The sequence below is a fragment of the Aeromonas sp. XH genome, from assembly GCF_033348475.1.
GTDB classification, from domain to species: Bacteria; Pseudomonadota; Gammaproteobacteria; order Enterobacterales; family Aeromonadaceae; genus Aeromonas; species Aeromonas sanarellii.
This window is the reverse complement of sequence record NZ_CP137630.1, coordinates 3,094,872-3,121,573: the sequence shown is the minus strand read 5'-3', so window position 1 is coordinate 3,121,573 and position 26,702 is coordinate 3,094,872. Positions and strand designations below refer to the sequence as shown.

The window sequence follows — 26,702 nt, the reverse complement described above, 5'->3', positions numbered from 1 at the left end:
GCCGGATGAAATGAGAGAGGGGGAAGCATCGGCTTCCCCCTCTCGTTTCTGGTGCTGGCAACCCGTCAGGCCACGGCGACCAGCTTCTGCTTCTGGGCGCTGTCCAGGATCAGGATGTTCGCCTTGGGGAAGAAGTTGAAGGTGGAGGCGGAGGCCCAGGTGTAGGCCCCCATCACCCGGCCCACCACCAGCTCGCCGATGGCCAGATCCGGCAGCATGATGTCGTCGCGAATGACGTCCACGCTGTCGCAGGTGGGGCCGGAGAGCACCGCATTGTGCAGCGGGCCCTGGGCATAGGGGGTGCTCACCGGGTAGGTGACATGGTCGTAGAGCTGGCCGTTGTAGCTGCCGTAGAGGCCGTCATCCAGGTAGTACCAGATCTTGTCGCCGCGGTGGGCCTTGCCCATCACGCTGGCGACCGAGGTCATGGCCGGCGCGCTGATGAAGCGGCCCGGCTCGGCAATCTTCTGCACCGTGGCCGGCAGCTTCGCCAGCGCCTCGCGAATGGGGGCGCAGAAGCCGTCGATGTCGAACTCGCCGCCGTCATAGTCCACCGGGAAGCCGCCACCGATGTCCAGCACCCAGGGCTTGAGGCCGAGCGCCCAGGCCTGCTCCATGATCTCGCGGCAGGCCTCGATGGCCTGCACGTGGCGACGGGCGTGGGGCACCTGGGAGCCGACGTGGAACGACAGCCCCATCACCTTGATCCCCTTGGCCTGGGCCAGCTGCAGCAGCGGCAGCGCCTGTTCCGGGGTGCAGCCGAACTTCTTGGAGAGATCGACCTTGGTCTCGGGGTTCGGGAAGCTGACCCGCAGCAGCAGTTTCACCTCGTCCTTGTAGGGCAGGAACTTCTCCAGCTCCAGCGGGTTGTCATAGACAAATACGGTGCAGCCGAATTCCAGGGCATAACGGATGTCGCTGTCGCGCTTGATGGGATGGGTATGGATGCAGCGCCCCGGGCGAACCCCTTGGCTGCGCACCAGATCCACTTCGCCATTGGTGGCCAGATCGAAACAGGCCCCCTCTTCCTTCAAGACAGAGACCACCGCCTCGTGGGGAAGGGGCTTGAGTGCATAATGCAAGCGCACATCGGGCAGGGCGGCTGCCAGGGCCCGATACTGTTTGCGGACGGCTGCCTTGTCGAGCAGCAGCAGGGGAGAGCCGAATTGTTCAACCAACTGACGGTAATCTTGTGCGACCAGGGTCTCGTTCATTCTCTTTTGAAAATCCTTAGGGGGCGTGATATGCCCAAGCCATATGCGATTGAACCGGCGACGGCCGGCTCAGGCGAGCGGTCCGGAGGGACCAACCAGGCACAATGCATAACTCCCTTGCGAAGTGCTTAGTTATGCGCGGGATTATCGGCTTATTGAGTTTGTGTGCAAGCATTTTGATTGGATATGTTGGCAAGTTTTTCTGGTCGAGACGAAACAGGCTCTTGATACGGGGAGCGTTCAGGGCCGTGATGGGGATCGCCCCCGAAGGGAGCTTGATAAGCTGTTGATAGTTAACGAACTAATAACATCAGGCCTGGGTGTTGCGGCCATGTAAAAAGGGGGCGCCGGGACCAGGGAGTGCGAGACAGCTCACAGTTTTTGGATTACCATGCCCGCTTCCTAATCCAAACTAGTTCGGATGAAGGTAGCAGGAGAGCGATGGGCAACCATCCACCGAAGAAGTGAATCTTTCAGGTACCGGGCAACCGGTGTGGACTGCTACTGGACGATACTCTGGAGAGACCCGTTAGATCGGGCGCCGAAGGAGCAAGGCACCACGATTGCATCGCAATCTGGCGCCGGAAACTCTCAGGCAAAAGGACAGAGGGGATGGGATGGTTGTACCTGAGCTTGGAACTGTTCACGATCTGTCACGAGAGGTCGTCAGCAAGGTAAAGCGCCTCGCAGGAACCGGAGTGTATGTGAATACATGAGCCTCTCGGTCCCACATAAGCGAGCTGCGCATGAGCCTTGATCACTGCCTCGCAGTAAGAGTGTGAACACGTTCCTGGCCTGCATCCGATCGCCTCTGGCCGATCGCGACACCTATGGGAAGATCATCCTTCTCCTCCTTAATCGTTGTTTTTTTAAGGAGGATGCATGTCATCAATTCAATCGGCGCTCGCCGCCATCGATAGCTTTGTCTGGGGTCCGCCCCTGCTGATCCTGCTGGTCGGGACCGGCGTCTACCTCACCCTGCGTCTGGGTCTGCTTCAGATTGTGCGTTTGCCGCTCGCCCTCAAGCTGGTCTTTGGTCGCGATCAGGGCCAGGGCAAGCAGGGGGATGTCTCCAGCTTCGGCGCGCTCTGCACCGCCCTCTCCGCCACCATAGGCACCGGCAACATCGTCGGGGTCGCCACCGCCATCAAGCTCGGCGGCCCCGGCGCCCTGTTCTGGATGTGGATGGCCGCCCTGTTCGGCATGGCCACCAAGTACGCCGAGTGTCTGTTGGCGGTGAAGTATCGCCAACAGGACGCCAACGGCCAGATGGCCGGCGGTCCTATGTACTATCTGGAGAAGGGGCTCGGCTCCAGGCCGCTCGCCAGGCTGTTCGCCCTGTTCGGCATCGGCGTCGCCTTCTTCGGCATCGGTACCTTCCCCCAGGTCAACGCCATCTCCGACGCCATGAGCCTCTCCTTCTCGGTGCCCCGCGAGGCGACCGCCGTGGTGCTGACCCTGATCGTGGCGCTGGTGACCCTGGGGGGCATCCAGTCCATCTCCAGCGTGTCGAGCAAGGTGGTGCCTTTCATGGCCATCTTCTACATCCTAGCCTGTGCCGGGGTGCTGGTGAACAACGCCGGCGCCCTGCCGGATGCCGTCATGCTGGTGATCGAGAGCGCCTTCACCGGCCATGCGGCCACCGGCGGCTTCGTCGGCGCCGGCATCATGCTGGCGATCCAGTCCGGGGTGGCCCGCGGGGTCTTCTCCAACGAGTCCGGGCTGGGCTCGGCCCCCATCGCCGCGGCGGCGGCCAAGACCGATTCCTGCGTGGAGCAGGGGCTGGTCTCCATGACAGGTACCTTCATCGACACCATCATCATCTGCACCATGACCGGCCTGACGCTGGTGGTGACCGGGGTGTGGAGCGGCGATGCGAGCGGTGCGGCCATGACCAGTCTGGCCTTTGCCCAGGGGCTGGATGCCCATGTCGGCCAGTATCTGGTGAGCATAGGCCTGCTGTTCTTCGCCTTCACCACCATCCTTGGCTGGAACTACTACGGCGAGCGCTGCACCGAGTACCTGTTCGGGGTGAAGGCGATCAAACCTTACCGCCTCATCTATCTGGTACTGGTGGCGAGCGGGGCCTTCCTGCATCTGGACCTGATCTGGCTCTTGGCCGACATCGTCAACGGCCTGATGGCGGTGCCCAACCTCATCGGCCTCATCGGCCTGCGTCACGTGGTGATCGCCGAGACCCGGGCCTACTTCAGCCGGGATCGGGATATGGAGTCCGAGCCCGAGCCGCAGACGGCCTGACCCTGCACCACGCAGAAATGAAAAAGCCACGACCCAAGTCGTGGCTTTTTATGCGCTTCGCTATTTGCATGAACGGACGCTTTCCCTCTACCTCCGGGAGAGGGTCAGGGTGAGGGGGACGGCCCCTCGCTCAGCAGGCTCTCCAGCCGTGTTCGTACCTTGTCCACCAGCCTTTCATCGCTCTCCTGCCAACCAATGCAGCGCGCCAGCGTGGTGGAGGTGCCGGGCAAGAAACGCAGCTCCCCGCCCGCCAGCTCGTAGAAGCGGCTCGCCATCCGGGTGCCTTCGTCCACGTCGCCGGCCACCAGCAGCATGGCTTGCGCCAGCACGGCGCCGCCGTGATCCTGCCCCGGCGTCAGCCAGCGCTGGGCGGTGCCGGTCACCTTGCGTCCCCCGATCACCAGATTGTACTGGCCGTCGCAAAACGAGCCGGGCACGAAGTCGTAGTTTCCCGCGAGACCGTACTCGCCCAACAGGCCGAGCAGCGGCGTCCCCAGCAGCCGGTAGTAGTGGGCGAGATCCGTGGTGGTGCGAGGCAGCATGAGCGACAGGTTGAGGATGCCGGCGCCATGAGGTACGGCGGTGCCGCCGCTGTCGCGCACGAACACCGGCCAGCCCTCGGCGGCAAGCTGCTCGCAGGCGGCCTGATAGCGGGGCAAGCGGGTGTCCTTGCGGGTGACGATGAGGCATTGGGGGGCCTGCCAGAGGTGGGCGCGGGGCTGGCGGTCATGGGCACACTCCCGCAGCCGGCGCTGCTCCTCGGCCAGGATCTGGTCCGGGGTGTGGCTGCTGGGCAGGGGGGGAAGCAGGGTATAGGGCATGAAAGGCATCCTGAGCAGAGGCTGCCCAGCACAGTACCCGTGGTGGTAAACAAGGTAAAGCCCCGCACTGCGGGGCTTTACCTGTGACATGGCGGGGCGTCAGGCCTGGCGGGCGCGCTTGGGCAGCAGCAGGTTCATGATGATGGCGGTGAGGCCGCCGGTGGCGACGCCGTAGGAGAGCACGCTCCTGGCGAGCTCCGGCAGGTGCTGCAACACCTCGGGCACCTGGGCTACCCCGAGACCCATGGCGAGCGATACCGCCAGTATCATCAGGGAGCGTCTGTCCAGCTCCTCCCGGGAGATGATGCGCACGCCGGCAGCGGCGATGGTGCCGAACATGACGATGGTGGCGCCGCCGAGCACGGGCTCGGGGATCTGCTGCACCAGGCTCGCTACTGCCGGGAACAGGCCGAGCAGGGCCAGCATGGCGGCGATGAAGAGGCCGACGTGGCGGCTGGCCACCCCGGTCAGCTGGATGACGCCGTTGTTCTGGGCGAAGGTGGACATGGGGAAGGTGGAGAAGATCGCCGCCAGCATGGAGTTGGCGCCATCGGCCAGCACGCCCCCCTTGATCCGCTCCATGTAGACGGGCCCTTCCAGCGGCTCGCCGGAGATGTCGGAGGTGGCGGTCATGTCGCCGATGGCCTCCAGTGCCGTCACCACGAAGATGATGGCGAGCGGCACGAACAGCTGCCAGTCAAAGCCGAGCCCGTAGTGGAGCGGGATCGGCACCATCACCAGGGGACCCTCGAAGGTGGGGGCGCTCACCTTGCCCAGCAGCAGCGCCACCGCATAGCCGGCCAGCATGGCGATCATGATGGCGGAGAGGCGCAGCCAGGGGTTGCGGCTGCGCTGCAGCAGCACGATGAGACCGAGCACCAGCAGGGAGAGGAAGAGGTTGGTGTGGCTGGCGAAGCTGCCATCCGAGAGGGCGCCGTAGCCGCCACCCATACTGATGAGACCCACCTTGATGAGGGTCAGGCCGATCAGCAGCACGACTATGCCGGTCACCAGGGGGGTGATGATCCGTTTGACCAGGTGCAGGAAGCGGCTCATCACCACGATGGTGAGGGCGGCGGCCAGCATGGTGCCAAACAGGGTGCCCAGCAGATCCTCGGTGGGCATGGCCGCCTGCTTGAGGGCGAGGCCGGAGGCGATGATGGGGCCGAGAAAGTTGAAGCTGGTGCCCTGTACCGAGAGCAGGCCGGAACCGAGGGGGCCGAAACGGCGGGTCTGGATGAAGGAGGCGATGCCGGACATGACCAGCGACATGGAGACGATGTAGCGAGTGTCGTCGGCGGGGAGGCCGAGGGCATTGGCGATGATGAGGGGCGGGGTGATGATGGCGACAAACATGGCGAGCATATGCTGCAGGGCGGCGAACAGGGTCTGGGGCAGGGGCGGGACATCCTCTATGCCGTAGACCAGTTCGCTGTGGGGTCGCCTGGGGGGATGGGCCTCGACGGGGGCGCGCGCGACGGCTGCCTGTTCCATAAATACCTCGGATATTGTGGGGGAGGGGGAGAAAATTGGGCGCCATTGTAGTGATTGAAACGAGGCTTTCCAGCGTTAATTGAGCGGGAAAAGGTTTATTTTTTGATAGGTTGAAACGTTTTCCTGTGGCGTTTATGATCCGCCGGTTTGCGTGGGACCGATACCGTCATAAACCGGAGGCGTGCTGATGCATCCCGGCGGGGACGGTGTAGAATGAGCCCTCAGTTGGAAGATGGAGGCTCTGGATGCTGAAGCTGTCGGAGTTCTGGAGTGCCCGTGCCCACTCCGAAGATTTTACCCTGACCCGCATGGGCTTTATGACGGTGCGCCTGAGGCTGCTCATCTGCGTGCTGATGGTGGGGCTGCCCGCCTGGGCGCTGGTGGACTGGCTGACCCTGCCCGCCACCCAGTTCGAGGCACTGCTCCAGGCGCGCGTCTTCTGCCTGTTGGCCCTCTCCCCCCTGATCCCGCTCTCCTATCTCATCCACTTCAGGCGTGAGCGCATGAAGCTGGCGCTGGGCTATCTGATGGGGGTGATGATGCTCTTCTCCCTCATCTGTCTGCACAGCTTCGGCGCGGATCAGGAGTTGCAGGCAGGCTACATGGCCTTTCCCTATCTGCTGATCAGCCTGTTCGCCATCTTCCCCATTCCGCTCTCCCTCAGCCTGCAACTGTCGGGTGGCATACTGGTGACCATGTTGGCCGGCAACTGGCTGCTGGTGGGGCAGTCGCTCTGGAGCGTGCAGACCCTCAACCAGATCTGGCTGCTCGGGCTCTTTGCCGTCGCCAGCGCCTGGGTGCAGTGCGGCCAGCTCAACATGCTGCTGCAGCTCTACCGGGAGTCCACCACGGACGAGCTGACTGGCATGATGAACCGTCGCCTGCTGATGAAGCAGCTCGAAAAGGCCAGGGCCGCCATGATCCGCAAGCAGGCACCGTTCGCGGTGCTGCTGCTGGATCTGGATCGCTTCAAACGCATCAATGACACCTTCGGCCATCTGGCGGGGGATGCGGTATTGCGGGAGGTGGCGACGACCCTGGTGGAGCAGCTGGAGCCCGGCATGGTGCTGGGGCGTTATGGCGGCGAGGAGTTTGCCATCCTGCTGCCCCGTTGCCCGGAACTGGCCCAGGCGAAGCGGGTGGCGGAGCGGCTGCGGGTGGCGGTGGAGGCACGCCTGGTGAAGAGCCCCACCTCGGACGAGCTGCTGGAGGTGACGGTGAGCATAGGCCTGACCCTGGCGAGGCGCGGGGAGGGAATAGAGGCGCTGCTCAACCGGGCCGACGAGTGTCTCTATCGCGCCAAGATGGCGGGGCGAAACTGCGTGGTGGGCGAACTGGCGAAGACGTCGGAACAATCCGGGCCCACTAGGACGGATGCCGCCTGAAGGCGGCATCTTGTCGGAGGGATTGCGATCTCAGCTCAGGCGATACTTGCCGGAGAGTTGCTGGGCCAGCAGCTTGAACATGTTGAAGACCGCCATGGTCTTGCCGGTCGGGGTGCCATCTTCCGCCAGGAAGAACTCCCCCTTGAACACCAGGATGTCCCCCTTCTGCTCCACCGAGTCGGCGCGCATGCCGTGGATGAAGTCCTCGTGTTCCCGGATGATCCTGTTGGCCATCTCCAGCAGGGCCGTCTCGGTGATCGCCTCTTTCTGTGGTTGCATGTGCATCTCCTTTAACGACTGCTGACGGAGCAAAATGCGCCCCGTCGCTGATTGAAGAGGGGGCCAGCATACTGCAAGGGGGGATTTTCTGTCATTGATATGACCCCGCCTCGCCCCTCTTTTATCCCAGCACCAGGTTTCGGAGCCAGTGGCGCTGACGGATGCGGCGCTGCACCAGCAGCACCTTGGCGAGCTCCTCCAGCAGCACCACGGCGACCACCCAGGAGAGGTGCCAGCCGAGCAGGCTGACCGCCACCCAGGCGAGCGGCAGGCCGATGCACCACATGCCGACGATGTCGATGAAGATGCTGTAGTTCACGTCGCCCCCCGAGCGCAGCACCCCGACGATGCCCACCATGTTGAACACCTTGAGCAGCATGCCGAGGCACATGATGGCGAGCACCTGGCCCGCCTCCCCCATGAGCTCGCCGGGCAGGTTGCCGACCCACTGCAGCAGGCTGCCCTGCATCAGCCAGACCGCGATCCCCACCAGCAGGGCGCCGACGGGGGCGAGCAGCAGGAACAGCTGGGAGTGCTGCCAGGCCTCGTCATACTCCTCGGCCCCGAGCCGATGGCCGAGCAGGGTGGAGCAGGCCACCGCCAGCCCGAAGAAGAGGGAGATGAGGATGCTCTCGAGCGTCCCCAGGGTGGTCATGATGGCCAGGGAATCCGTGCCGAGGTGGGCGTAGAGGAAGCCGTAGAGCAGCATGCCGAAGGCCCAGAGCCCGTCGTGCAGCAGCAGCGGCAGGGCGATCAGGGTGAAGCGCACCACCTCCCTGCGCTTGAAGGCCGCCAGCCAGTCCGCCAGGCGCGGCACCAGCCGGGGCTCCTGGCGCAGCACATAGACGAGCAGCAGCGCGGTCTGCAGCAGGCGCGACAGCGTGGTGCCCCAGGCCGAGCCCGCCACCCCCATGGCCTCGAAGCCGAAGTGGCCGAAGATGAGGGCATAGTTGAGGATGACGTTGGCGATGATGGCGACGATGCCGATCCGGGTCGGTGCCGCCGCGTTGCCCACCGAGCGCAGCGCCGCCTCCAGGGGCACCACCACGGCGGTGCAGAGGATAGTGGCGCCGGTGATCATCAGGAACTCGTCGGCCAGGGGACGCAGTTCGGGATCCTGGCTGGCGAAGCCCAGCACACTGCCCGGCGAGAGCACATAGATGAGGGCAAACGGCAGGCTCACCAGCAGGGCACCCACCAGGGCCAGCGCCAGGGAGCGGCGCACCCCGGCGAGATCCCCCCGGCCGTAATACTGTGCCGCCAACACCGAGACGCCACCCGAGAGCCCCGCTATCACCAGCAGATTGAAGAAGAAGACCCGGTTACCCAAGCCGACCGCCGCCACAGCCGTGGTGCCGAGCTGGCTCACCATCATGATGTCGATGAGGCCGAGCAGGGAAAACATCATGGACTGCAGCGACACCGGCAGGGCCAGCCGCCACAGTCTGGTCATGAACTCACGATCGGTGGTTTGTTTTAAAATCGCTTGCCAATAATTCATTTATGTTAACCGGGTATGTGAAAATCAAGGTTTGTCTTGGGTATGATAGGGGAGGCAAGGGGCTGTTCCACTGTGAGCCTCTCTCGGCTTTCTTGTGTAAAACTATCCTGTTGAGGTGCTATGCCATTTGTCAGCGAGTGTCTGGAGATTGCCCCGGCCTGCGAGGAGCGGATGCTGGGGCGCGAAGGTCTGCCCCTGCTCGGGGAGGCGGGGATCTTCCTGACCGGGCTCTCCCAGCTGCGGGATCACTATCTGATCCGTCGCAACAGGCCCGAATTCCACATCCTGATGGTGAGTCACGACGAGGGGGGCATGCTGCTGACCGAGGCAGGGGAGCAGCCGATCCCGGCCGGGGCCCTGGTATTCCTGCCGGCGGCCGTGCCGGGGGGGCTACGCCTCGCCGGGGAGCGCTGGCAGATCAGCTGGATCCTGCTGGACGACGTGCCGCGCTGGCACCACTTGCATCGGCTCGGCCATCGCATCTGGCAGGGGGAGGAAGGGGATCGGCTCTATCACCTGCTCAGTCTGATGCAGGGGGAGGGGGTCCGCTCGCCCCTGCAACCCCAGCTGCTGAGCCTGCTGCTGGCCCTGCTGGACCGCACCCTGCAAGGGGAGGTGCGCGGCACCCCGGAGCTGCGGCTGCAGGCGCTGTTTCGCCGGGTGGAGGCGCGCTTGGACGAGCCCTGGAGCGTGGCCCTGCTCGCCGAGCAGATGGCCTGCTCCGTGCCCCACCTGCACCGCCTCTGTCAGCAGGCGTTTGGCATGGGCCCCATGGCCTGGCTGACCCAGCTTCGCATGAACAAGGCGCGCCAGCTGCTGCTCTACACCAACTGGCCCCTCGGCGAGCTCGCCAGCCGGGTCGGTTACAGCGACGGAGCCAACTTCGCGAACCGCTTCCGGCGCCTGACTGGTCAGACCCCTGGGGCCTTTCGCCGCCTGGGTCGCAAACCTTTCGCAACAGACATGCAAACCCTTTGAAATTGTTGGCTCAAGCCCATAGGATCGGCGGGCCACACAGTCAAGGTACAGATCCATGTTTGAAGACAATAATCAGAAACGTCCCCTCTACATCCCCTACGCAGGCCCGGCCCTGCTGGAGACGCCCCTGCTCAACAAGGGCAGCGCCTTCACCAGCGAAGAGCGCAGCAGCTTCAATCTGGAAGGCCTGCTGCCCCAGAACATCGAGACCATCGAAGAGCAGGCCGAGCGCGCCTACCGCCAGTTCATGGCGTTCGGCAACGACATGGACAAGCACATCTATTTGCGCAACATCCAGGATACCAACGAGACCCTGTTCTACCGCCTGCTGAACAACCACCTGACCGAGATGCTGCCGGTCATCTACACCCCGACCGTGGGCAAGGCGTGCGAGGAGTTCTCCAACATCTATCGCCGTGCCCGTGGGCTGTTCATCTCCTATCCGGACAAGGACAGGATCGATGACATGCTGCAGAACGCCACCAAGCAGAACGTCAAGGTGATCGTGGTCACGGACGGCGAACGGATCCTGGGTCTCGGGGATCAGGGCATCGGCGGCATGGGCATTCCCATCGGCAAGCTGTCCCTCTACACCGCCTGCGGCGGCATCTCGCCCGCCTACTGCCTCCCGGTGGTGCTGGACGTGGGCACCAACAACCAGCAGCTGCTGAACGACCCCTTCTACATGGGGTGGCGCCATCCGCGCATCTCCGGCGAAGAGTACGACGAGTTCGTCGATGCCTTCATCCAGGCGGTCAAGCGCCGCTGGCCGGACATCCTGCTGCAGTTCGAGGACTTCGCCCAAATGCCACCCCGCTGCTCAACCGCTACAAGGACGAGCTGTGCTGCTTCAACGATGACATTCAGGGGACCGCCGCCGTGACCCTGGGCAGCCTCATCGCCGCCTGCAAGGCCTCCGGTGCCAAGCTCTCCGAGAAGCGGGTCGCCTTCCTCGGGGCGGGCAGCGCGGGCTGCGGCATCGCCGAGCAGATAGTGGCGCAGATGAAGGCCGAAGGGCTTACGGATGCCGAGGCGCGGGGCCGGGTCTTCATGGTGGACCGATTTGGTCTCATCACCGACAAGATCCCGAACCAGCTCGACTTCCAGCGCAAGCTCTCCCAGCCGCTGGAGCGGATCAAGGAGTGGCCGGTGGGGGACAACATCTCCCTGCTGGAGGTGATGGAGCACGGTCGCCCGGATATCCTGATCGGGGTCTCCGGCCAGCCCGGCCTCTTCACCGAGGAGGTGGTCAAGACCATGCACAAGCACTGTGCCCGCCCCATCATCTTCCCGCTCTCCAACCCCACCTCCCGGGTGGAGGCCACCCCGGCGGATCTCATCCGCTGGACCGACGGCCAGGTGCTGGTGGCCACCGGCAGCCCGTTCGCACCGGTGGAGTACAAGGGCAAGCGCTATGTCATCGCCCAATGCAACAACTCCTTCATCTTCCCGGGAATTGGCCTTGGCGTCATCGCCTCCGGCGCCAACCGGGTGACCGATGCCATGCTGATGTCGGCCAGCCGCGCCCTGGCGGACTGCTCGCCCCTGGTGAAGGGGGAGGAGGGCTCCCTGCTGCCGGATCTGGCGGACATTCACCGGGTCTCCCGCTACATCGCCAAGATGGTGGCCAAGACCGCCATGCTGCAGGGCAAGGCGGTGCAGACCCCGGATGATGTGATCGATCAGGCCATAGAGGCGAACTTCTGGCGTCCGGAATACCGCCGCTATCGCCGCACCTCGTTCTGAGCGGGGGAGCCACCGAAAAACAGAAGGGATGCATCAGCATCCCTTTTTTGTGCACGGTGGCCGAGGGAGGGGTTATTGGGCCGGCTGCTCGGCGGCCGGCTCGGTGACGGCTTCTTCAGGGGCGGGTTCGGCAGCAGGTTCGGCGGCCGGCACGGACTGCACGCCGGTGACCCGCACCTCGACCCGGCGATCCGGGGCCAGGCAGTCGATGAGGGCGGCCCTGGCCTTGACGGCATCACACTGGGTGCCGGTGACCGGGTTGCTCTCGCCATTGCCCTGGATGCTGACCTTGTCGGCAGGCAGGCCCTTGCCGATGAGGAAATCGGCCACGGTGCGCGCACGAGCTTCGGACAGCGCCTGGTTGTTGGCGTCGGAGCCGATGCGGTCGGTATAGCCCATCACCAGGGCGTTGCCGTCCTTGGGTTTGACGTCGACGATCTGCTGGTAGAGATCGTCCAGGGCGGCCATGCCTTCCGGCTTGAGCTCCGCCTTGCCGAAGGCAAACAGCACGTCAGAGCTCAGGTTGAAGGTCTGATCCACCGGTTCGGGGGCCGGCGGGGGGGTCACCACCATGGGGGCCGCCACCGGCACGGCGGCGACGGTGCGGTTGGGGTGCAGCACCAGCTCTATGGTGGCGGTGCTGATGTCGCTGACCCAGCGCTGGGTACCGCTGCCCACCTTGTCGTTGTCCGAGTCATCTCCCACCCGCACCATGTAGCGATAGCGGGCCTGGATGTCGATCCAGTCGTGCAGCCTGGCGGTCATGCCGAGTCCGGCCAGCGGCGCCAGGTTGTCCTCGCTGCCGTTGATGGACTTGACGCTGTAGAGGTAGCCGCCACCCTCGGCAAACACCGAGAAGATGTCGTTCAATGGCAGGCGGCCCAGGATCGACAGGGTCGCCCCCTGGTTGCTGAATTCGTGACCATTGACGTCCCAGTCCCCGCCCGAGAGATAACCCAGTTCGGCCCCCAGGTTTTCGGTGAAGTTGTAGCCGGCGAAGGCGTTGTACGCGGTGTCATCGTTGCTGACATCCTTGCTGAAGTCATCGAGATCATGGGCCCATGCCCAGCCTGCCCCCGCGCCTATATACCAGTCGTGAACAGGTACCGCCTGTGCCGCTCCCGTCGCCAATACCAGTGCAATCCATACCGGTTTCAGTCTAATGTTCATCGCGTTTCCTCGTCGATGTTGGGTGTTATAGGGCTCCCAGCCCTTTGTTATGTATAACCAACATTATGTATAGGCCATATGAGACGTTTAACCACTTAAGTGGCGACCCCGTATGGAAAATTTGTGAGGAAGGTGACAACTGTTTCGCCCCAGAACGGGGGTGGGAAGGGCTGGCTGATGAATAAAAAAGGGGCCGAGTGGCCCCTTGTTTGGTTGCGGGTTGCCCGCTTACTGCTGGACTTCCTGCACGCCGGTGACGCGCACTTCGACGCGGCGATCCGGCGCCAGGCAGGAGATCAGCTGGTTCTTGCCCTTGACGCCGTCACACTGGGTGCCGGTGACCGGATTGGCTTCACCACGGCCCTCGATGGAGACCTTGCCCGCCGGCAGACCCTTGCCGACCAGGAAGTCGGCCACGGTGCGGGCACGGGCTTCGGACAGCTTCAGGTTATAGGCGTCGGAGCCGATGCGGTCGGTGTAACCCACCACCACGGCGCTGCCGTCTTTCGGCTGGACGTCGACGATCTGCTGATACAGGGTGTTGAGCGCCGTGGTTCCTTCCGGCTTCAGGGTGGACTTGCCGAAGGCAAACAGCACGTCTGAGCTCAGGGCGAAGCTCTTGTCGACCATGACGGGTTCGGGAGCCGGCTCGGGAGCCGGTGCGGCCACAGGTGCTACATAGGCTTTGCGGTTCGGGTGCATCACCAGCTCCAGGGTGGCGACGCTCATGTCGGTCTTCCAAGTCTTCTGATCGTCGCCCAGATCCCAGATGTAGCGATAGCGAGCCTGCAGATCGAGCAGATCGGTGAGCTTGGCGCTCAGGCCCAGACCGGCCAGCGGCGAGGTGCCGTTGTCGCTGTCACCGTTGCCGTTGACGTGATTGAAGTAGGCACCGCCTTCGGCGAACACGGAGAAGATGTCGTTCATGGGCAGGCGGGCGATACCGGACAGGGTCCCACCCTGGGTCTTGAAGTCGACGCCGTCGACGCCACCCTTGCCGGCATAGAGATAGCCCAGCTCGGCGGCAAAGTTTTCGGTGAAGTTGTAGCCGCCGAACAGGGAGATCGCGGTGGCGTCCTTGTCGGCATCCAGGCCGAAGGAGTCCAGGTCGTGGCCATATGCCCAACCTGCCCCCATGCCTGTGTACCAGTCGTCAGCCGCCTGGGCCGTGGTGGTTCCCATGGCTGCAATAGCCAGAGCAATCAGGGTTGGTGCCATTTTCATTTTCATCGTTTTATCCTCGTTGAGTTGCCGTGCTAAGGGCGTACTGCGCACTCTTTGTTATACCGGTCGCAGATGACACTTCATGTGCGACACCGTGAACGCGTCACGGACGGCTTGAATAAAAAAATGGATGGTAACCTGGATTCTCATGAAGCTTATTCTCCATGGACAACGCACCGGGCATTCAGCACTTTTAATAGTTCATCCAATGTCTTACAAGCGCAGCTACTGTATTCTTTTGAATCAGCTTGATCAAGTTTCCGGTCAGATATGCAGCGCTGGCGCCGGTACCATGGGGCTACCGCCAGAGCGGGAAGAGGGGGAGAGGTGAGACAGGGGATGTCGCCGGGGAAAACGCCAGACAAGCAAAAGGGGATGCCGTGGCATCCCCTTTTCGCATTATCTGAGCGAGGTCAGATTACTGCTGAACTTCCTGTACGCCGGATACGCGTACTTCTACGCGACGGTCCGGAGCCAGGCAGGAGATCAGCTGAGCCTTGGCCTTGACGCCGTCACACTTGGTGCCGGTGACAGGGTTGGCTTCGCCACGACCTTCGATGGCAACCTTGCTGGCAGCCATGCCCTTGCTGACCAGGAAGTTGGCAACGGTACGGGCACGGGCTTCAGACAGCTTCTGGTTGTAAGCGTCGGAACCGATGCGGTCGGTGTAACCAACGACAACGGCGTTGCCGTCTTTCGGCTGGAACTCGACGATCTGCTGGTACAGGGCGTTCAGGGCTTCCACGCCTTCGGCCTTCAGGCTGTCTTTGCCAAAGGCAAACAGCACGTCGGAGTTCAGGGCGAAGTTCTTCTCAACGATTTGCGGAGCAGGAGCCGGAGCTTCTTCAACAACCGGAGCCGGAGCCGGCGCTACGTAGGAAGTGCGGAACGGGTGGTAAACGGCTTCCAGGGTCGCAACGCTCTGGTTGGACTTGTAGCGTACGTCGTCGGCGTGCAGGTCAGCCACGTCCCACATGTAGCGGTAACGAGCTTGCAGATCCAGCGCGTCGTTGACCTTGTAGGTCACACCGGCACCGGCCAGCGGGGATACCTTGGTATCGCTGGTGCCCAGACCGTCGGTGTGGCCCCAGTAGGCGCCAGCTTCACCGAACAGGGAGAAATCGTTGCCCAGCGGCAGACGAGCGATACCGGACAGGGTGGCACCCTGGCTCTCGTAACGGTTGCCGTTGGTGTTGCCACGGCCGGTGTACTGGTAGCCCAGCTCGGAACCGAAGTATTCGTTGAAGTTGTAACCAACGAAGGCATTGGCGGCAGCCGCGTCTTCTTCACCAGCGTTCACGCCTTCGATCTTGTTCAGACCGTTGAAGTGAGTCGCACCAACACCGGCACCGAAGTAGATGTCGTCAGCGGCGTGCGCTGCAGTTGCACCCATGGCAGCCATGGCGATGGCGATCAGGGAAGGAGCCATTTTCATCATAAAATAATCCTCGTTGAGATGGCACGTTGTCCACGTGCTTCGCACTTTGTAATTTATGTAAGCTGCTGGCTCTGTCGACCAACGACCGTTGGCGCGAACAGGGATCCTAGATCCATCCAGGAGGCACGCATCTGGGTGCACAAGTGAGCGGGTTGCACTGTCGACAATGCACGAACTCCGCCACGAACAGCCGATGTCATTCCGATGACGTGGCGCACTTTATGCCCATTTCAAAACATGATCAAGCTCACAGATAACCCATGGGGCAAATTGTGTCGTATGGATAACTGGCTGTTTCTTCGAATTTATTAGTGATCCAAGTAGGCGCGGTGCAGTTTTTTCTCAAGCTTCATATAGGCCTGAGCCCAGGCGTGCTGCGGGCTTGCGCCTGCCACCCTGGCCGAGAAGACCGCGAGATAATCGGCCTCGGTTGCTTCGCATAGCAAGGGGGTGAAGCTGAGCAAAAAATGGCGGGCGAGATAGGGGTCGAGGGGCCAGATATTGAGGATGGCCCGCGCCACAGGCTGAACGGCGGCTGAACAGATGAAATGGAGGTGACCGGCAGCCAGCCAGGCTTCCATCTCGTGCAGACCCAGCTCGGGCACTATGCCGCCATCCCCTTTGGCCTTCGCGAGCGCCATCCGGTTACCATTTTCCAGCCTCAGGGTGCCATCTTCCTGCAGGACTCCGTCGTGGCTGCGCAGCCCCGACGCCGCCGGGCATTCGAGATAGAGGCTGCACTTGTCCGAGAGGGCCGCCAGCACGGTGGCCGCGTCGTGCTGCATGGCCGCGGGCAACCAGAATGCCTCGGCCCGGGTCTGCTGGCCCTGGCTGAGTTGACGGGGGAGGGATGCGGGATCCGAATCCGGGTGGAGACGGGAGATGATGCCGGGAAATGCCATGCTGATGACTCTCTTGGAAATAATCGGCGAATTATACGAGCGATGGCCGGGCAACCAGAAAGGTTTCTTTTCGAGACTGTTTACCTGAAGCGGCTCTGCGATTACCATCCCCGAGGTTTGTTAGGGTTGTCGTCGAAAGACGCTGATTATAGATAGAGGCTCGACCATAACGAGTCCGTTCAAAACTGATACACTTGACTACGAGTCGTCGCGAAAAATAAAGGTGGAGTCAATCCGCCGAACGGAGTATGGAACACATGAATTCAAATATCGTAACTGTTGGCAAGAAGATCCGTCAGATCCGCGAAGCGGTAGGCCTGAGCCGTCCCAAGTTTGCCGATCTGCTGGGCGTCCCCCCAACCACCCTGAAGAACTATGAACTGGGTTACCGTGAAGTCGGAGGCGCCTTCCTGGTCGCCCTGGCTCATCACCCGGATCTGCACAAGTTCACCCTCTGGCTGCTGGCCGACAAGAAAGTCGCCGAAATCGGCCAGATCGGTCCGGACGATATTGCCAAGGCTTGATGGCCTGAGCCTTGATAAAAATGCCGCCCTGGAGGCGGCATTTTTTATTTTTCAAAACAGAGACTTGTTTAAATAAATACGGCGTTATGTGCGATGTGTGGCGATTTCAGCGAAATCAGCTTGTGGAACTGGATTAATCCCCGGAATATTCCGACCCTTTGAATTCAGGCCACTGCTGCGCACAACGAGACAAACATGAGTCAAACCACATCCAAGGCCAGAGATGGCTTTACCAGTACCTTTGGCGTGCTGGCCGCGACCCTGGGGTCGGCCGTCGGGCTTGGCAACATCTGGAAGTTCCCCTACCTGACCGGGGAGAACGGCGGCGCCGGCTTCCTGCTGGTCTATGTCATCGCCACCCTGCTGGTGGGGCTGCCGGTGATGATCTCCGAGATCATGCTGGGGCGTCAGGCCAAATCCGATGCGGTGAGCGGGCTCATCAAGCTGGCGCCGAAGGGACAACCCTGGTGGCTGATCGCGGCCATGGGGGTGAGCGCGGCCTTCCTCATCATGTCGTTCTACTCCGAGGTGGCGGCCTGGGTGTTTGCCTACATCTTCAAGGCGGCCAGCGGGGATATCCTCTCGACCGATCCCGCCGTGACGGGGGCGGCCTTCAACGCGCTCATCACCAATCCGCTGCAGAGCCTGCTGTGGCAGTGGCTGGTGCTGGCCCTGATGGGGGGCATACTGCTGATGGGGGTGGCCAAGGGGATTGAGGCGGTCACCAAGCGGCTGATGCCGCTGCTCTTCATCCTGCTGCTGGTGATCGGCATCCGCAGCCTGACCCTGCCCGGGGCGAGCGAGGGGCTGGACTTCCTGTTCTCCCCCGATTTCTCCAAGGTGACCGCAGGCGTCGTGCTGACGGCCATGGGACTGGCGTTCTTCAAGCTCTCCATCGGCATGGGCTGCATGATGACCTATGGCAGCTACTTTCGGGATGACCAGCACATTCCCCTGACCACGGTCCGGGTGATGTGCGCCGATCTCTTCGTCTCCATGCTGGCGGGGATCGCCATCTTCCCGGCGGTGTTCGCCTTCGGCTTCGAGCCGAGCGCCGGCCCCTCCCTGCTGTTCATCACCATACCCGCGGTGTTTGCCAGCATTCCGTTTGGTCACCTGTTCATGGTGCTGTTCTTCGTGCTCTCCGCCATCGCGGCCACGGGGGCCATGCTCTCCATCCTGGAGGTGCCGGTCTCCGTGCTCTCCGAGCGTTTTCACATGAGCCGCAGAAGGGCCACCCTGATCAACCTCTTGGTGCTGGGGGCGGTCGGGTCGACCTGTGCGCTCTCCAACAGCACCCTGGCGGACGTGCAGATCGCCGGCAAGACCTTCTTCGATCTGTTCGATTTCGTCTCCTCCAACGTGCTGATGCCCCTTGGCGGCATCTTCCTCTGCCTGTTCGTCGGCTGGGTCTGGGGCTTCGAGCGGATGAAGACGGCGCTGAACAATGGCGGCGAGCTGGAGCTGCCCATCCTCAAGCCCCTGTTCTTCATCATCCGTTACGTGTCGCCCCTGCTTATCCTGATCGTGATGCTCAAGGGGCTGGGGCTGTTCTGACCCCGAGGCCCGGACAGCAAAAGAGCGCCTGATGGCGCTCTTTTCATTGGCATCCCTGGGCGTCAGAGCAGGCCGAGCCGGGAGAGTTCCTCCTTGAGCTGATCCAGGCTGCGCTCGACACAGGCTTCCCCCTCGTTGATGGCGTCGCTGGCGCGGTGGAAGTCCATGATGGAGAGGTTGCCGAGGCGAGGGCAGAGCTGGATCTCGGGGGGATCGCCGGCCATCCGGGCCCGGGTGATGCGCTCCTGCATGATGTTGATGGAGCCGGTCATCACCCCCCACATGCCGGGGGTACTGGGTTCGGTGCGGCCGAGCCACTGGCTGAACAGCCCCCCCGGGGCGGGTTCGTCCGGCTCGTCCGTCCAGGGCTGGTGCAGGTCGGTGTTGAGGTTGACGGCGATCACCACCTCGGCCCCCATGGCGCGGGCGAGCGAGATGGGCACTGGGTTGACCACGGCACCGTCCACCAGCCAGCGGTCATCGATCCGGGTCGGGGTCAGGATGCCGGGCATGCCGCAGGAGGCGCGCACGCATTGGCGCAGGGGGCCCTGCTGCAACCAGATCTCGCGGCCGGTATCGAGTTCGGTGGCGACGCAGGCGAAGGGCAGCGGCAGGCTCTCGATGGCGGGATCCCCCAGATGGCCGGCGGCGATGCCGAACACCTTGTCACCGCGGAACAGGCCGCCGGAGAGGGCGGGGTCGAGCAGCCCCATCACCTGCAACCGGTTGAAACCGCGCACCCAGTTCTCCAGTTTGTCCAGTTCGCCGGCGGCGTAGGCGGCGCCGACGAAGCTGCCGATGGAGCAGCCAGCCACCAGATCCGGCTTGACGCCGAGGCGCTCCAGCGCCCGTATGATGCCGATGTGTGCCCATCCTCGGGCAGCGCCGCTGCCCAGGGCCAGACCCAGGCGGGGTTTTCGTGCCACAGTGCGTCTCCTGATGTGAATTGGGGTTCCAGCTTACCCCGGCTTCTCCTGCCCGTCATCCTGCCAACTTTCGTGGCGATTGCGACCGTTGCCCTTGGCCTGATAGAGGGCGAGATCGGCGCGGCGAATGGTCTCCAACAGTGTGCACGAAGGGGGCTGGCGGCAATGGCCCAGGCTGAGCATGAGGCGCAAATCGGCCATCAGTGCAGGGCAGAACCCTCGTCATCGTCCCGGGAAGATGGCTTTTGATGATCTTCTCGCCAGACTGTTACGTTTTGTCACATTTATACATAGTCGCGGCATAGTCAGGGGGTAACATGGTGCCATCCTTGATGAAGCTCTTTCCCTTTCTCTCTTTGACTGCATGGATCCTGTGATGAAAACGCGCGTGTGGCTGTGGCTTTTCCCTCTTCTTCTGTTGCTGGCGGCGGGGGCCTGGCATCTGCGGCAGGCTGAACCCGCCAGCAAGCCTGCACCAAGAGAGATCAACATCAGGGCCGAAACCGTCAGGCAGAGCCTGGCCGAGCCCTCCATCAAGCTGGTCAGCAAGCTGGCGGCCAATCGCTCCGTGGTGGTGAGTCCCGAGGTGACCGGCCGCATCGTCAACATCGCGGTGCGATCCGGCCAGCAGGTGGAGCAGGGGCAGACCCTGATCGCCCTGGACGCGGGCAAGCAGCAGGCGGAGCTCGCCGAGCAGAGCGCCAGCGTGCGCGACGAGGCGCGCAAGCTGCGGGACATGCGCCGCCTGGTGGCGCGCGGCGCCATCACCACCTCCGAGCTGGAGGGGCAGGAGGCCACCGTCGCCCAGGCCCAGGCCCGGGTGGACGCGGCCCGTTACGAGCTCTCCCTGCGCACCCTGGCCGCCCCCTTCGACGGCACCGTCAGCCTCATCGACTTGAGCGAAGGGGCCCTGGTCAACAGCGGTGACGTGCTGCTGCATCTGGACGAGCTGGCGAAGCTGCGGCTCGATCTGGCAGTGCCCGAGCGCTACCTCTCCCTGCTGCGTCCCGGCATGGCGGTGACGGCGACCAGCTCCGCCTGGCCGGATCAATCCTTCTCCGGGGTGCTGGAGACCCTCGACAGCCGGATCTCCAGCGACACCCAGAACATTAAGGCGCGGGTCATCCTGCCCAACCCCGGCGGCCAGTTGCGCCCCGGCATGCTGATGAACGTGGAGCTCTCCCTGCCGGCCCAGAAGATGACCCTGATCCCGGCCCAGTCGGTGGAATACGCCGGCGAGCAGCGCTTCGTCTATCGCCTGGAGGCGGACGGCCGGGTGAAGCGTGTGCCGGTGGAGCTTGGCGACACCCATGGCGAAGAAGTGTGGGTGCTCAAGGGGCTGAACGTCGGCGATCGCATCGCGGTGGAGGGGCTGGTGAATCTGCGCGACGGCGCCCTGGTACGGGATCTGGGCGAGGTGAAAGGCTGATGTGGCTCTCCGATATCTCAGTGCGCCGCCCCCTGGTGGCGGTGGTCATCAGCGCCCTGCTCACCGTGTTCGGCCTGGTGGCCTTTTCCAAGCTGACGGTGCGGGAGATGCCGGACGTGCAGACCCCGTCCGTCTCCATCACCACCACCTATGAGGGGGCGGCCCCCGAGGTGATGGAGAGCCAGGTCACCAAGCCGATCGAGGACCAGCTCTCCGGCATCAGCGGCATCAAGAACATCAACTCGGTGACCCGCAAGGGGCGCTCCTCCATCACGGTGGAGTTCAAGCTCGGCTGGAACATGCTGGAGGGCACCTCGGACGTGCGCGACGCCATCTCCCGCGCCCGGCCCAGGCTCCCGGACGACGCGGACGAGCCCATGGTGACCAAGGACAACGGCAACGGCGACGTGGCCATCTGGCTGAACTTCAGCAGCACCCAGATGGACCGCACCGCCCTGACCGACTACGCCAATCGCATGCTGGTGGATCCCCTGAGCCTGGTGGACGGGGTGAGCGAGGTGCAACTCTCCGGCGATCTGACCCAGGTGATGTACGTGCGGTTGCGCCCGGCCGACATGGCGGCCCGCGGCATCACTGTGGCCGACGTGCAGGATGCCCTCAAGCGGGAGAACATCGAGCTGCCGGGGGGGGAGATCCGCAACAATACCATGACCATGGCGGTGCAGATCGCCCGCCTCTACCACAGCGCCGAGGATTTCCGCTCCCTGCCGGTGACGACCGCCGCGAACGGCCAGAGCATCTACCTGGCGGACATCGCGGATGTGGAGGTGGGGGCCAAGAACGAAGACAGCGCCTACCAGCGCAACGGCCGCGAGAGCCTGGGGATTGGCATAGTCGCCCAGTCCACCGCCAACCCCCTGGCGGTGGCCCAGGGCATCGAGAAGAAGCTGGTCGAGATGCAGCGCTTCCTGCCGGAAGGGGCAAAGCTCGAGGTCGACTACGACTCCACCATCTTCATCAAGCAGGCCATCGACGAGGTGTACGAGACCCTGGCCATCTGTGCCCTGCTGGTGGTCGCCGTGCTCTATCTCTTCCTCGGGCAGGGGCGTACCACCCTGATCCCCGCCATCACGGTGCCGGTCTCCCTCATATCGGCCTTCATCGGCGCCTGGTATCTGGGCTTTTCCATCAACCTCATCACCTTGCTGGCGCTCATCCTCGCCATCGGCCTGGTGGTGGACGACGCCATCGTGGTGGTGGAGAACATCCACCACCACCTGCAGCGGGGGGAATCCCCATTGATGGCGGCCTGGCACGGCACCCGGGAGGTGGGGTTTGCGGTCATCGCTACCACCGCCGTGCTGGTGATGGTGTTCGTGCCCATCGCTTTCATGGAGGGCATGGTGGGGCGGCTCTTCACCGAGTTCGCCATCCTGCTCTCCTTGGCGGTGCTCTTCTCCTCCCTGGTGGCGCTCACCCTGACTCCGGCCATGGGCTCCTGGCTGATGCGTGCCGTGGACAAACCCAACGCCCTGACCGCCACGCTGGATAAAAGCCTCGGCTGGGTGGAGCGGCGCTATCGCGCCCTGCTGGGGGCCGTGCTGCGCCACGCCGTCTGGATGCCCCTGGTGCTGCTGCTCTGCCTCGGCGGCATCGGCGCCCTCTTTGGCAAGCTGCCCGCGAGCCTCACTCCCACAGAGGACAGGGGCGTGCTCTATGTGTTCGTGAAGGGGGCCGAGGGCACCAGCATAGAGCGGATGAAGCGCAACATGCAGCAGGTGGAGGCCGCCGTCCTGCCGCTGCTCGGCAAGGGCGTGGTGCAGGCGGTGAGTTTCAGCACCCCGGCCTTCGGCCGCGGCGGCGATCAGACCGGCATGGCCATCATCCAGCTCAGCGACTGGGCGGTGCGGGAGCAGACGGCCACCGAGTTCGGCCGCTCCCTGAGCGGGCTGCTCGCCGACATTCCGGACGTGATGATCCGCACCTTCCAGCCGGGCTTTCGCGGTGGCTCCACCGCCGCCGTGCAGTTCGTGCTGCAGGGCTCCGATTACGGCGAGCTATACCAGCAGGGGCTCATCTTGCAGCAGGCGGCGCGTCAGAGCGGGCTGATGCAGAGCCCGGATCTCGACTATGCCGAGAAGACCCCGGAGCTGCAGGTGACCATAGAGCGGGAGCGAGCCAGCCAGCTCGGCATCCCGGTCTCCACCATCGCAAGCTCCCTGCAGGCCCTGCTCGGGGGCGTCAGCCAGACCACCTATGTGGACAGGGGGGAGGAGTACGACGTCTATCTGAGGGCCAACCAGACCCAGTTCAACGGCATCTCGGATGTGAGCCGTATCTACCTCAAGGCCGCCAGCGGCGAGATGGTGAGCCTCTCCACCCTGGCCACCGTCACTCAGGTGGCGAGTCCCCAGCGCCTCAACCACTATCAGCGCCAGAAGGCGGTCACCCTCACCGCGGACCTGGCCCCCGACCACACCCTGGGGGAGGCGCTGGACTTCCTGGATGGCTGGGCCGCGGATCATCTGCCCATCGGCATGTCGGTGGATTACGCCGGCGAGTCCAAGGATTATCGCGACAACCAGGGGGAGATGGCGCTGGTGTTCGGCCTGGCCCTGCTGGTGGTCTACCTGGTGCTGGTGGCCCAGTTCGAGAGCCTGCTGACTCCGGCGGTGGTGATGATGACGGTGCCGCTCGGCATCTTCGGCGGCCTGCTCGGCCTCTGGCTCACGGGGCAGGAGCTCAGCATCTACAGTCAGATCGGCATGATCATGCTGATCGGCATGGTGACCAAGAACGGCATCCTCATCGTGGAGTTCATCAACCAGTTGCGCCAGCGGGGTGAAGGGTTCGAGGAGGCGATCATCAAGGGCTCGGTGCGCCGTCTGCGCCCCATATTGATGACGTCGCTCACTGCCATCATAGGTGCCGTGCCCCTGATGCTCTCCATGGGGGCGGGCTACGAGAGCCGGATGGCCGTGGGGACAGTGGTCTTCTTCGGGTTGTCGCTCGCGACCCTGGTCACCCTGCTGGTGGTGCCCGCCATCTATCACCTGATCGCCAGACGCGCGGGGATGACGGGGGCGCGGGACAGGCTGGTGGACGAGGTGCTGGCCACGGCAGCCCCGGCCAGCCCGTCCCCAGTGCAGGGGGAGGACGCCCCCGAGGGGCGGGACAAACCGGCGGCCTAGCGTGCCGACCCGCCATGACAACAAGCAGGGCGCCCATGGGTGCCCTGCTTGTTGATGAACACCGAGTCTGTCACGCCGACCCGCGGCACCCGCTCGAAGCAGCCCTTTCCCCTCGCGTTCTGTGGGGGCAAAAAGCCGTCGCCCCCGCCTGGCTCTGCCGGTATAATGCGCGACCCGAATTGTTCCAGGTGGTCAAAATGCAGCCGGTTACCAACCTCTTCTCCTATCCCCGTTACTGGGCCGAGTGCTACGGCACGGCGCCCTTCCTGCCCATGTCCCGCGCGGAGATGGACAAGCTCGGCTGGGACAGCTGCGACATCGTGCTGGTGACCGGCGACGCCTACGTGGATCACCCGAGCTTCGGCATGGCGGTGATCGGCCGCATGCTCGAATCCCAGGGTTTTCGGGTCGGCATCATCGCCCAGCCGGACTGGTCATCGAAGGATGACTTTATGCGCCTGGGCAAGCCGAACCTCTTCTACGGGGTGACCGCGGGCAACATGGACTCCATGATCAACCGCTACACCGCCGACAAGAAGCTGCGCCACGACGACGCCTACACCCCGGGGGACGTGGGCGGCAAGCGGCCGGACCGCGCCACCCTGGTCTACACCCAGCGCTGCAAGGAGGCCTATAAAGAGGTGCCCGTGGTCATCGGCGGCATCGAGGCATCCCTGCGCCGTATCGCCCACTACGACTACTGGTCCGAGACCATCCGCCGCTCCATCCTGATCGACGCCAAGGCCGACATCCTCATCTATGGCAACGCCGAGCGCCCCCTGGTGGAGGTGGCTCACCGCATCGCAGGCGGCGAGACCATCGACACCATGCAGGACATTCGCGGCACCGCCGTCATCCGCAAGGAGCCGCTGCCGGGCTGGCGCGGGGTGGATTCGAGCAAGCTCGACCAGATTGGCCGCATCGATCCCATCCCCAACCCCTATATGGAAGGGGCCCCCTGCTCTGATGACGAGGGCACTGCGCCGGTGGAGCAGGAGGCCAAGCCCATCCTGGTGCAGCCGCCCAAGCAAAAGCCCTGGGAGAAGACCTACGTCAAGCTGCCGGCGTTCGAGCGGGTGAAGGAGGACAAGGTGCTCTACGCCCATGCGTCCCGCATCCTGCACCACGAGACCAACCCGGGCTGCGCCCGCGCGCTTTCCCAGGCCCACGGCGATCGCATCATCTGGGTCAACCCGCCCGCCTTCCCGCTCGAAACCGACGAGATGGACGGGGTGTTCGGTCTGCCTTACCAGCGGGTGCCGCACCCGGCCTATGGCAACGAGAAGATCCCGGCCTACGACATGATCAAGACCTCGGTCAACATCATGCGCGGCTGCTTTGGCGGCTGCTCCTTCTGCTCCATCACAGAGCACGAGGGGCGCATCATCCAGAGCCGCTCGGAAGAGTCGATCCTCAAAGAAATCGAAGAGATCCGCGACAAGGTGCCGGGCTTTACCGGCGTCATCTCGGATCTGGGCGGCCCTACCGCCAACATGTACCGCTTACGCTGCAAGAGCCCCAAGGCCGAGCAGACCTGTCGGCGCGCCTCCTGCGTCTGGCCGACCATCTGCCCGCACATGGATACCGACCACAGCCCGACCATCAACCTCTATCGCAAGGCGCGCGACCTCAAGGGCATCAAGAAGATCCTGATCGCCTCCGGGGTGCGTTACGACATCGCGGTGGAAGATCCGCGCTACATCAAGGAGCTGGCCAAGTACCACGTCGGCGGCTACCTCAAGATCGCGCCGGAACACACCGAGGAGGGCCCGCTCTCCAAGATGATGAAGCCGGGCATGGGCAGCTACTACAGCTTCAAGGAGCTGTTCGACAAGTATTCCAAAGAGGCGGGCAAGCAGCAGTACCTGATCCCCTACTTCATCTCCGCCCACCCGGGCACCACGGATGAAGACATGGTGAACATGGCGCTCTGGATCAAGTCCAACCGCTTCAAGCTGGATCAGGTGCAGAACTTCTACCCGTCGCCGCTCGCCAACGCCACCACCATGTATTACACCGAGAAAAACCCGCTCAACAAGGTGAGCCGCCAGGGCGGGGACGTGTTCGTGGTGAAAGGGGAGCGTCGCCGTCGCCTGCACAAGGCGCTGCTGCGCTACCACGATCCGGCCGGCTGGCCGATGATCCGCGAAGCCCTGCTGGAGATGGGCAAGGGTCACCTGATCGGCAACGGCCCCGACTGCCTGGTGCCGCCGGAAGGCCGTGGCGAAGCCAAGGCCGAGCGCAGCCGCGGCAAGGGCCTCAAGCCCGCGTTGACCCGCCACAGTGCCATCACCCATCAGCGCAGCAATGGGGCTAACAAGGCCGCCCGCAGCGAGGCCGGTGCAGTTAATGCTCCGACAGCCAGCAGAAATGGCGGCAAGGCGGGCAATGGCAAACCGGTCGGCTCTCAGCTCCAGAAAGGCTCGGGTAACGGCAAGCTCAGTTCGCAAGGTACAGGTCAGGGCGCAGGTCAGAGTGCTGGTAAGAGCAAACCCGCACCCAAAGGCAAGGCGCCGACCCGCGCCGGCTCCGCCAAGCCGGGTGCCAAACCTGCCACTCAAGGCGGCAAGGCTGCGGCCAAAGGGAATGGCGCCAAGCGACCGGCTCGGTGATATACCTGATTGGAAAGCGATAAAAATAAAAAGGCGACCGGATGGTCGCCTTTTTAGTATTTAATAAACAAGTAGAAGTCAGAAGAAGATA

19 protein-coding genes, 1 pseudogene and 1 riboswitch are annotated in these 26,702 nt (G+C 63.5%); of the genes and pseudogenes, 9 read left to right on the top strand and 11 right to left on the bottom strand.

The window, feature by feature from the left end:
* Nucleotides 1-65: 65 nt before the first annotated feature.
* Nucleotides 66-1,214, bottom strand: coding sequence for a type III PLP-dependent enzyme (locus tag R2B70_RS14275; RefSeq protein ID WP_318161815.1), 1,149 nt, complete (start codon nucleotides 1,212-1,214; stop codon nucleotides 66-68).
* A 506-nt stretch (nucleotides 1,215-1,720) separates the two neighbouring features.
* Nucleotides 1,721-1,831, top strand: a riboswitch (glycine riboswitch).
* A gap of 265 nt (nucleotides 1,832-2,096) precedes the next feature.
* Here R2B70_RS14275 and R2B70_RS14270 point away from each other — a divergent pair.
* A complete protein-coding gene (locus tag R2B70_RS14270; protein WP_318161814.1) occupies nucleotides 2,097-3,473 on the top strand; it encodes a sodium:alanine symporter family protein in 1,377 nt (458 codons plus the stop codon).
* A 104-nt stretch (nucleotides 3,474-3,577) separates the two neighbouring features.
* On the opposite strand, the gene R2B70_RS14265 is transcribed toward R2B70_RS14270, so the two are convergent.
* Entirely contained in the window at nucleotides 3,578-4,294 is a 717-nt protein-coding gene (locus R2B70_RS14265) for a lipoyl protein ligase domain-containing protein (RefSeq protein ID WP_318161813.1), read from the bottom strand.
* Nucleotides 4,295-4,393: 99 nt separating this feature from the next.
* The gene (locus R2B70_RS14260) at nucleotides 4,394-5,788 is read right to left on the bottom strand and encodes a nucleobase:cation symporter-2 family protein (RefSeq protein ID WP_318161812.1); all 1,395 of its coding nucleotides are present in this window, start codon (nucleotides 5,786-5,788) and stop codon (nucleotides 4,394-4,396) included.
* A gap of 245 nt (nucleotides 5,789-6,033) precedes the next feature.
* Here R2B70_RS14260 and R2B70_RS14255 point away from each other — a divergent pair, with 245 nt between their 5' ends.
* Entirely contained in the window at nucleotides 6,034-7,173 is a 1,140-nt protein-coding gene (locus tag R2B70_RS14255; protein WP_216990758.1) for a sensor domain-containing diguanylate cyclase, read from the top strand.
* 30 nt (nucleotides 7,174-7,203) lie between these two features.
* On the opposite strand, the gene R2B70_RS14250 is transcribed toward R2B70_RS14255, so the two are convergent.
* On the bottom strand, nucleotides 7,204-7,452 hold the full coding sequence (locus R2B70_RS14250) for a YciN family protein (RefSeq protein ID WP_318161811.1): 249 nt from the start codon (nucleotides 7,450-7,452) through the stop codon (nucleotides 7,204-7,206).
* 121 nt (nucleotides 7,453-7,573) lie between these two features.
* Entirely contained in the window at nucleotides 7,574-8,953 is a 1,380-nt protein-coding gene (locus tag R2B70_RS14245; protein WP_209793851.1) for an MATE family efflux transporter, read from the bottom strand.
* A gap of 120 nt (nucleotides 8,954-9,073) precedes the next feature.
* On the opposite strand from R2B70_RS14245, the gene R2B70_RS14240 reads away from it, so the two are divergent.
* Together R2B70_RS14240 and R2B70_RS14235 are read left to right on the top strand one after the other, a co-directional pair.
* On the top strand, nucleotides 9,074-9,931 hold the full coding sequence (locus tag R2B70_RS14240; protein ID WP_042074335.1) for a helix-turn-helix transcriptional regulator: 858 nt from the start codon (nucleotides 9,074-9,076) through the stop codon (nucleotides 9,929-9,931).
* Nucleotides 9,932-9,986: 55 nt separating this feature from the next.
* Nucleotides 9,987-11,677: pseudogene (locus R2B70_RS14235) on the top strand (NAD-dependent malic enzyme).
* Nucleotides 11,678-11,749: 72 nt separating this feature from the next.
* Here the strand turns inward: R2B70_RS14235 and R2B70_RS14230 are convergent.
* The 4 genes from R2B70_RS14230 to R2B70_RS14215 form a co-directional block, all read right to left on the bottom strand.
* Nucleotides 11,750-12,847 (bottom strand): OmpA family protein, encoded by a 1,098-nt coding sequence (locus R2B70_RS14230; protein WP_318161810.1) that lies wholly within the window; start codon nucleotides 12,845-12,847, stop codon nucleotides 11,750-11,752.
* A 228-nt stretch (nucleotides 12,848-13,075) separates the two neighbouring features.
* Complete coding sequence (gene ompA / locus R2B70_RS14225; RefSeq protein ID WP_318161809.1) at nucleotides 13,076-14,077, bottom strand: porin OmpA; 1,002 nt, start codon at nucleotides 14,075-14,077, stop codon at nucleotides 13,076-13,078.
* 412 nt (nucleotides 14,078-14,489) lie between these two features.
* Nucleotides 14,490-15,509, bottom strand: a complete 1,020-nt coding sequence (ompA, locus tag R2B70_RS14220) for a porin OmpA (RefSeq protein ID WP_209793848.1) — start codon at nucleotides 15,507-15,509, stop codon at nucleotides 14,490-14,492.
* A 308-nt stretch (nucleotides 15,510-15,817) separates the two neighbouring features.
* Complete coding sequence (locus tag R2B70_RS14215) at nucleotides 15,818-16,411, bottom strand: hypothetical protein (RefSeq protein WP_318161808.1); 594 nt, start codon at nucleotides 16,409-16,411, stop codon at nucleotides 15,818-15,820.
* Between the two features lie 257 nt (nucleotides 16,412-16,668).
* On the opposite strand from R2B70_RS14215, the gene R2B70_RS14210 reads away from it, so the two are divergent.
* Nucleotides 16,669-16,935 carry a helix-turn-helix domain-containing protein gene (locus R2B70_RS14210; protein ID WP_010673503.1) on the top strand — a complete coding sequence of 89 codons (267 nt, stop codon included), beginning with the start codon at nucleotides 16,669-16,671 and terminating at the stop codon, nucleotides 16,933-16,935.
* Between the two features lie 195 nt (nucleotides 16,936-17,130).
* Nucleotides 17,131-18,492 (top strand): sodium-dependent transporter, encoded by a 1,362-nt coding sequence (locus R2B70_RS14205; RefSeq protein ID WP_209793846.1) that lies wholly within the window; start codon nucleotides 17,131-17,133, stop codon nucleotides 18,490-18,492.
* A 62-nt stretch (nucleotides 18,493-18,554) separates the two neighbouring features.
* Here R2B70_RS14205 and R2B70_RS14200 read toward each other — a convergent pair whose 3' ends face one another.
* Both R2B70_RS14200 and R2B70_RS14195 read right to left on the bottom strand, forming a co-directional pair.
* On the bottom strand, nucleotides 18,555-19,418 hold the full coding sequence (locus R2B70_RS14200; protein WP_209793845.1) for a patatin-like phospholipase family protein: 864 nt from the start codon (nucleotides 19,416-19,418) through the stop codon (nucleotides 18,555-18,557).
* Between the two features lie 33 nt (nucleotides 19,419-19,451).
* A complete protein-coding gene (locus R2B70_RS14195; RefSeq protein ID WP_318163386.1) occupies nucleotides 19,452-19,610 on the bottom strand; it encodes a hypothetical protein in 159 nt (52 codons plus the stop codon).
* A gap of 184 nt (nucleotides 19,611-19,794) precedes the next feature.
* Between R2B70_RS14195 and R2B70_RS14190 the strand changes: the two genes are divergently transcribed.
* From R2B70_RS14190 to R2B70_RS14180, 3 genes are all read left to right on the top strand, one after another.
* Nucleotides 19,795-20,847, top strand: a complete 1,053-nt coding sequence (locus tag R2B70_RS14190) for an efflux RND transporter periplasmic adaptor subunit (protein ID WP_318161807.1) — start codon at nucleotides 19,795-19,797, stop codon at nucleotides 20,845-20,847.
* Nucleotides 20,847-23,999 (top strand): efflux RND transporter permease subunit, encoded by a 3,153-nt coding sequence (locus R2B70_RS14185; RefSeq protein ID WP_318161806.1) that lies wholly within the window; start codon nucleotides 20,847-20,849, stop codon nucleotides 23,997-23,999. The genes R2B70_RS14190 and R2B70_RS14185 overlap by 1 nt, the downstream gene beginning before the upstream one ends.
* A gap of 197 nt (nucleotides 24,000-24,196) precedes the next feature.
* Nucleotides 24,197-26,611 (top strand): YgiQ family radical SAM protein, encoded by a 2,415-nt coding sequence (locus R2B70_RS14180; RefSeq protein WP_318161805.1) that lies wholly within the window; start codon nucleotides 24,197-24,199, stop codon nucleotides 26,609-26,611.
* Nucleotides 26,612-26,702 lie beyond the last annotated feature (91 nt).

Excerpts from the sequence above, each read along its gene's own strand:
- R2B70_RS14275 (WP_318161815.1), bottom strand. The coding sequence starts at position 1,214 with ATGAACGAGACCCTGGTCGCACAAGATTACCGTCAGTTGGTTGAACAA.
- R2B70_RS14245 (WP_209793851.1), bottom strand. The coding sequence starts at position 8,953 with ATGAATTATTGGCAAGCGATTTTAAAACAAACCACCGATCGTGAGTTC.
- R2B70_RS14205 (WP_209793846.1), top strand. The coding sequence starts at position 17,131 with ATGAGTCAAACCACATCCAAGGCCAGAGATGGCTTTACCAGTACCTTT.
- R2B70_RS14180 (WP_318161805.1), top strand. The coding sequence starts at position 24,197 with ATGCAGCCGGTTACCAACCTCTTCTCCTATCCCCGTTACTGGGCCGAG.
- R2B70_RS14240 (WP_042074335.1), top strand. The coding sequence starts at position 9,074 with ATGCCATTTGTCAGCGAGTGTCTGGAGATTGCCCCGGCCTGCGAGGAG.
- R2B70_RS14250 (WP_318161811.1), bottom strand. The coding sequence starts at position 7,452 with ATGCAACCACAGAAAGAGGCGATCACCGAGACGGCCCTGCTGGAGATG.
- R2B70_RS14270 (WP_318161814.1), top strand. The coding sequence starts at position 2,097 with ATGTCATCAATTCAATCGGCGCTCGCCGCCATCGATAGCTTTGTCTGG.
- ompA (WP_209793848.1), bottom strand. The coding sequence starts at position 15,509 with ATGATGAAAATGGCTCCTTCCCTGATCGCCATCGCCATGGCTGCCATG.
- R2B70_RS14215 (WP_318161808.1), bottom strand. The coding sequence starts at position 16,411 with ATGGCATTTCCCGGCATCATCTCCCGTCTCCACCCGGATTCGGATCCC.
- R2B70_RS14185 (WP_318161806.1), top strand. The coding sequence starts at position 20,847 with ATGTGGCTCTCCGATATCTCAGTGCGCCGCCCCCTGGTGGCGGTGGTC.
- R2B70_RS14260 (WP_318161812.1), bottom strand. The coding sequence starts at position 5,788 with ATGGAACAGGCAGCCGTCGCGCGCGCCCCCGTCGAGGCCCATCCCCCC.
- ompA (WP_318161809.1), bottom strand. The coding sequence starts at position 14,077 with ATGAAAATGAAAATGGCACCAACCCTGATTGCTCTGGCTATTGCAGCC.
- R2B70_RS14210 (WP_010673503.1), top strand. The coding sequence starts at position 16,669 with ATGAATTCAAATATCGTAACTGTTGGCAAGAAGATCCGTCAGATCCGC.
- R2B70_RS14265 (WP_318161813.1), bottom strand. The coding sequence starts at position 4,294 with ATGCCCTATACCCTGCTTCCCCCCCTGCCCAGCAGCCACACCCCGGAC.
- R2B70_RS14255 (WP_216990758.1), top strand. The coding sequence starts at position 6,034 with ATGCTGAAGCTGTCGGAGTTCTGGAGTGCCCGTGCCCACTCCGAAGAT.
- R2B70_RS14230 (WP_318161810.1), bottom strand. The coding sequence starts at position 12,847 with ATGAACATTAGACTGAAACCGGTATGGATTGCACTGGTATTGGCGACG.
- R2B70_RS14190 (WP_318161807.1), top strand. The coding sequence starts at position 19,795 with ATGAAAACGCGCGTGTGGCTGTGGCTTTTCCCTCTTCTTCTGTTGCTG.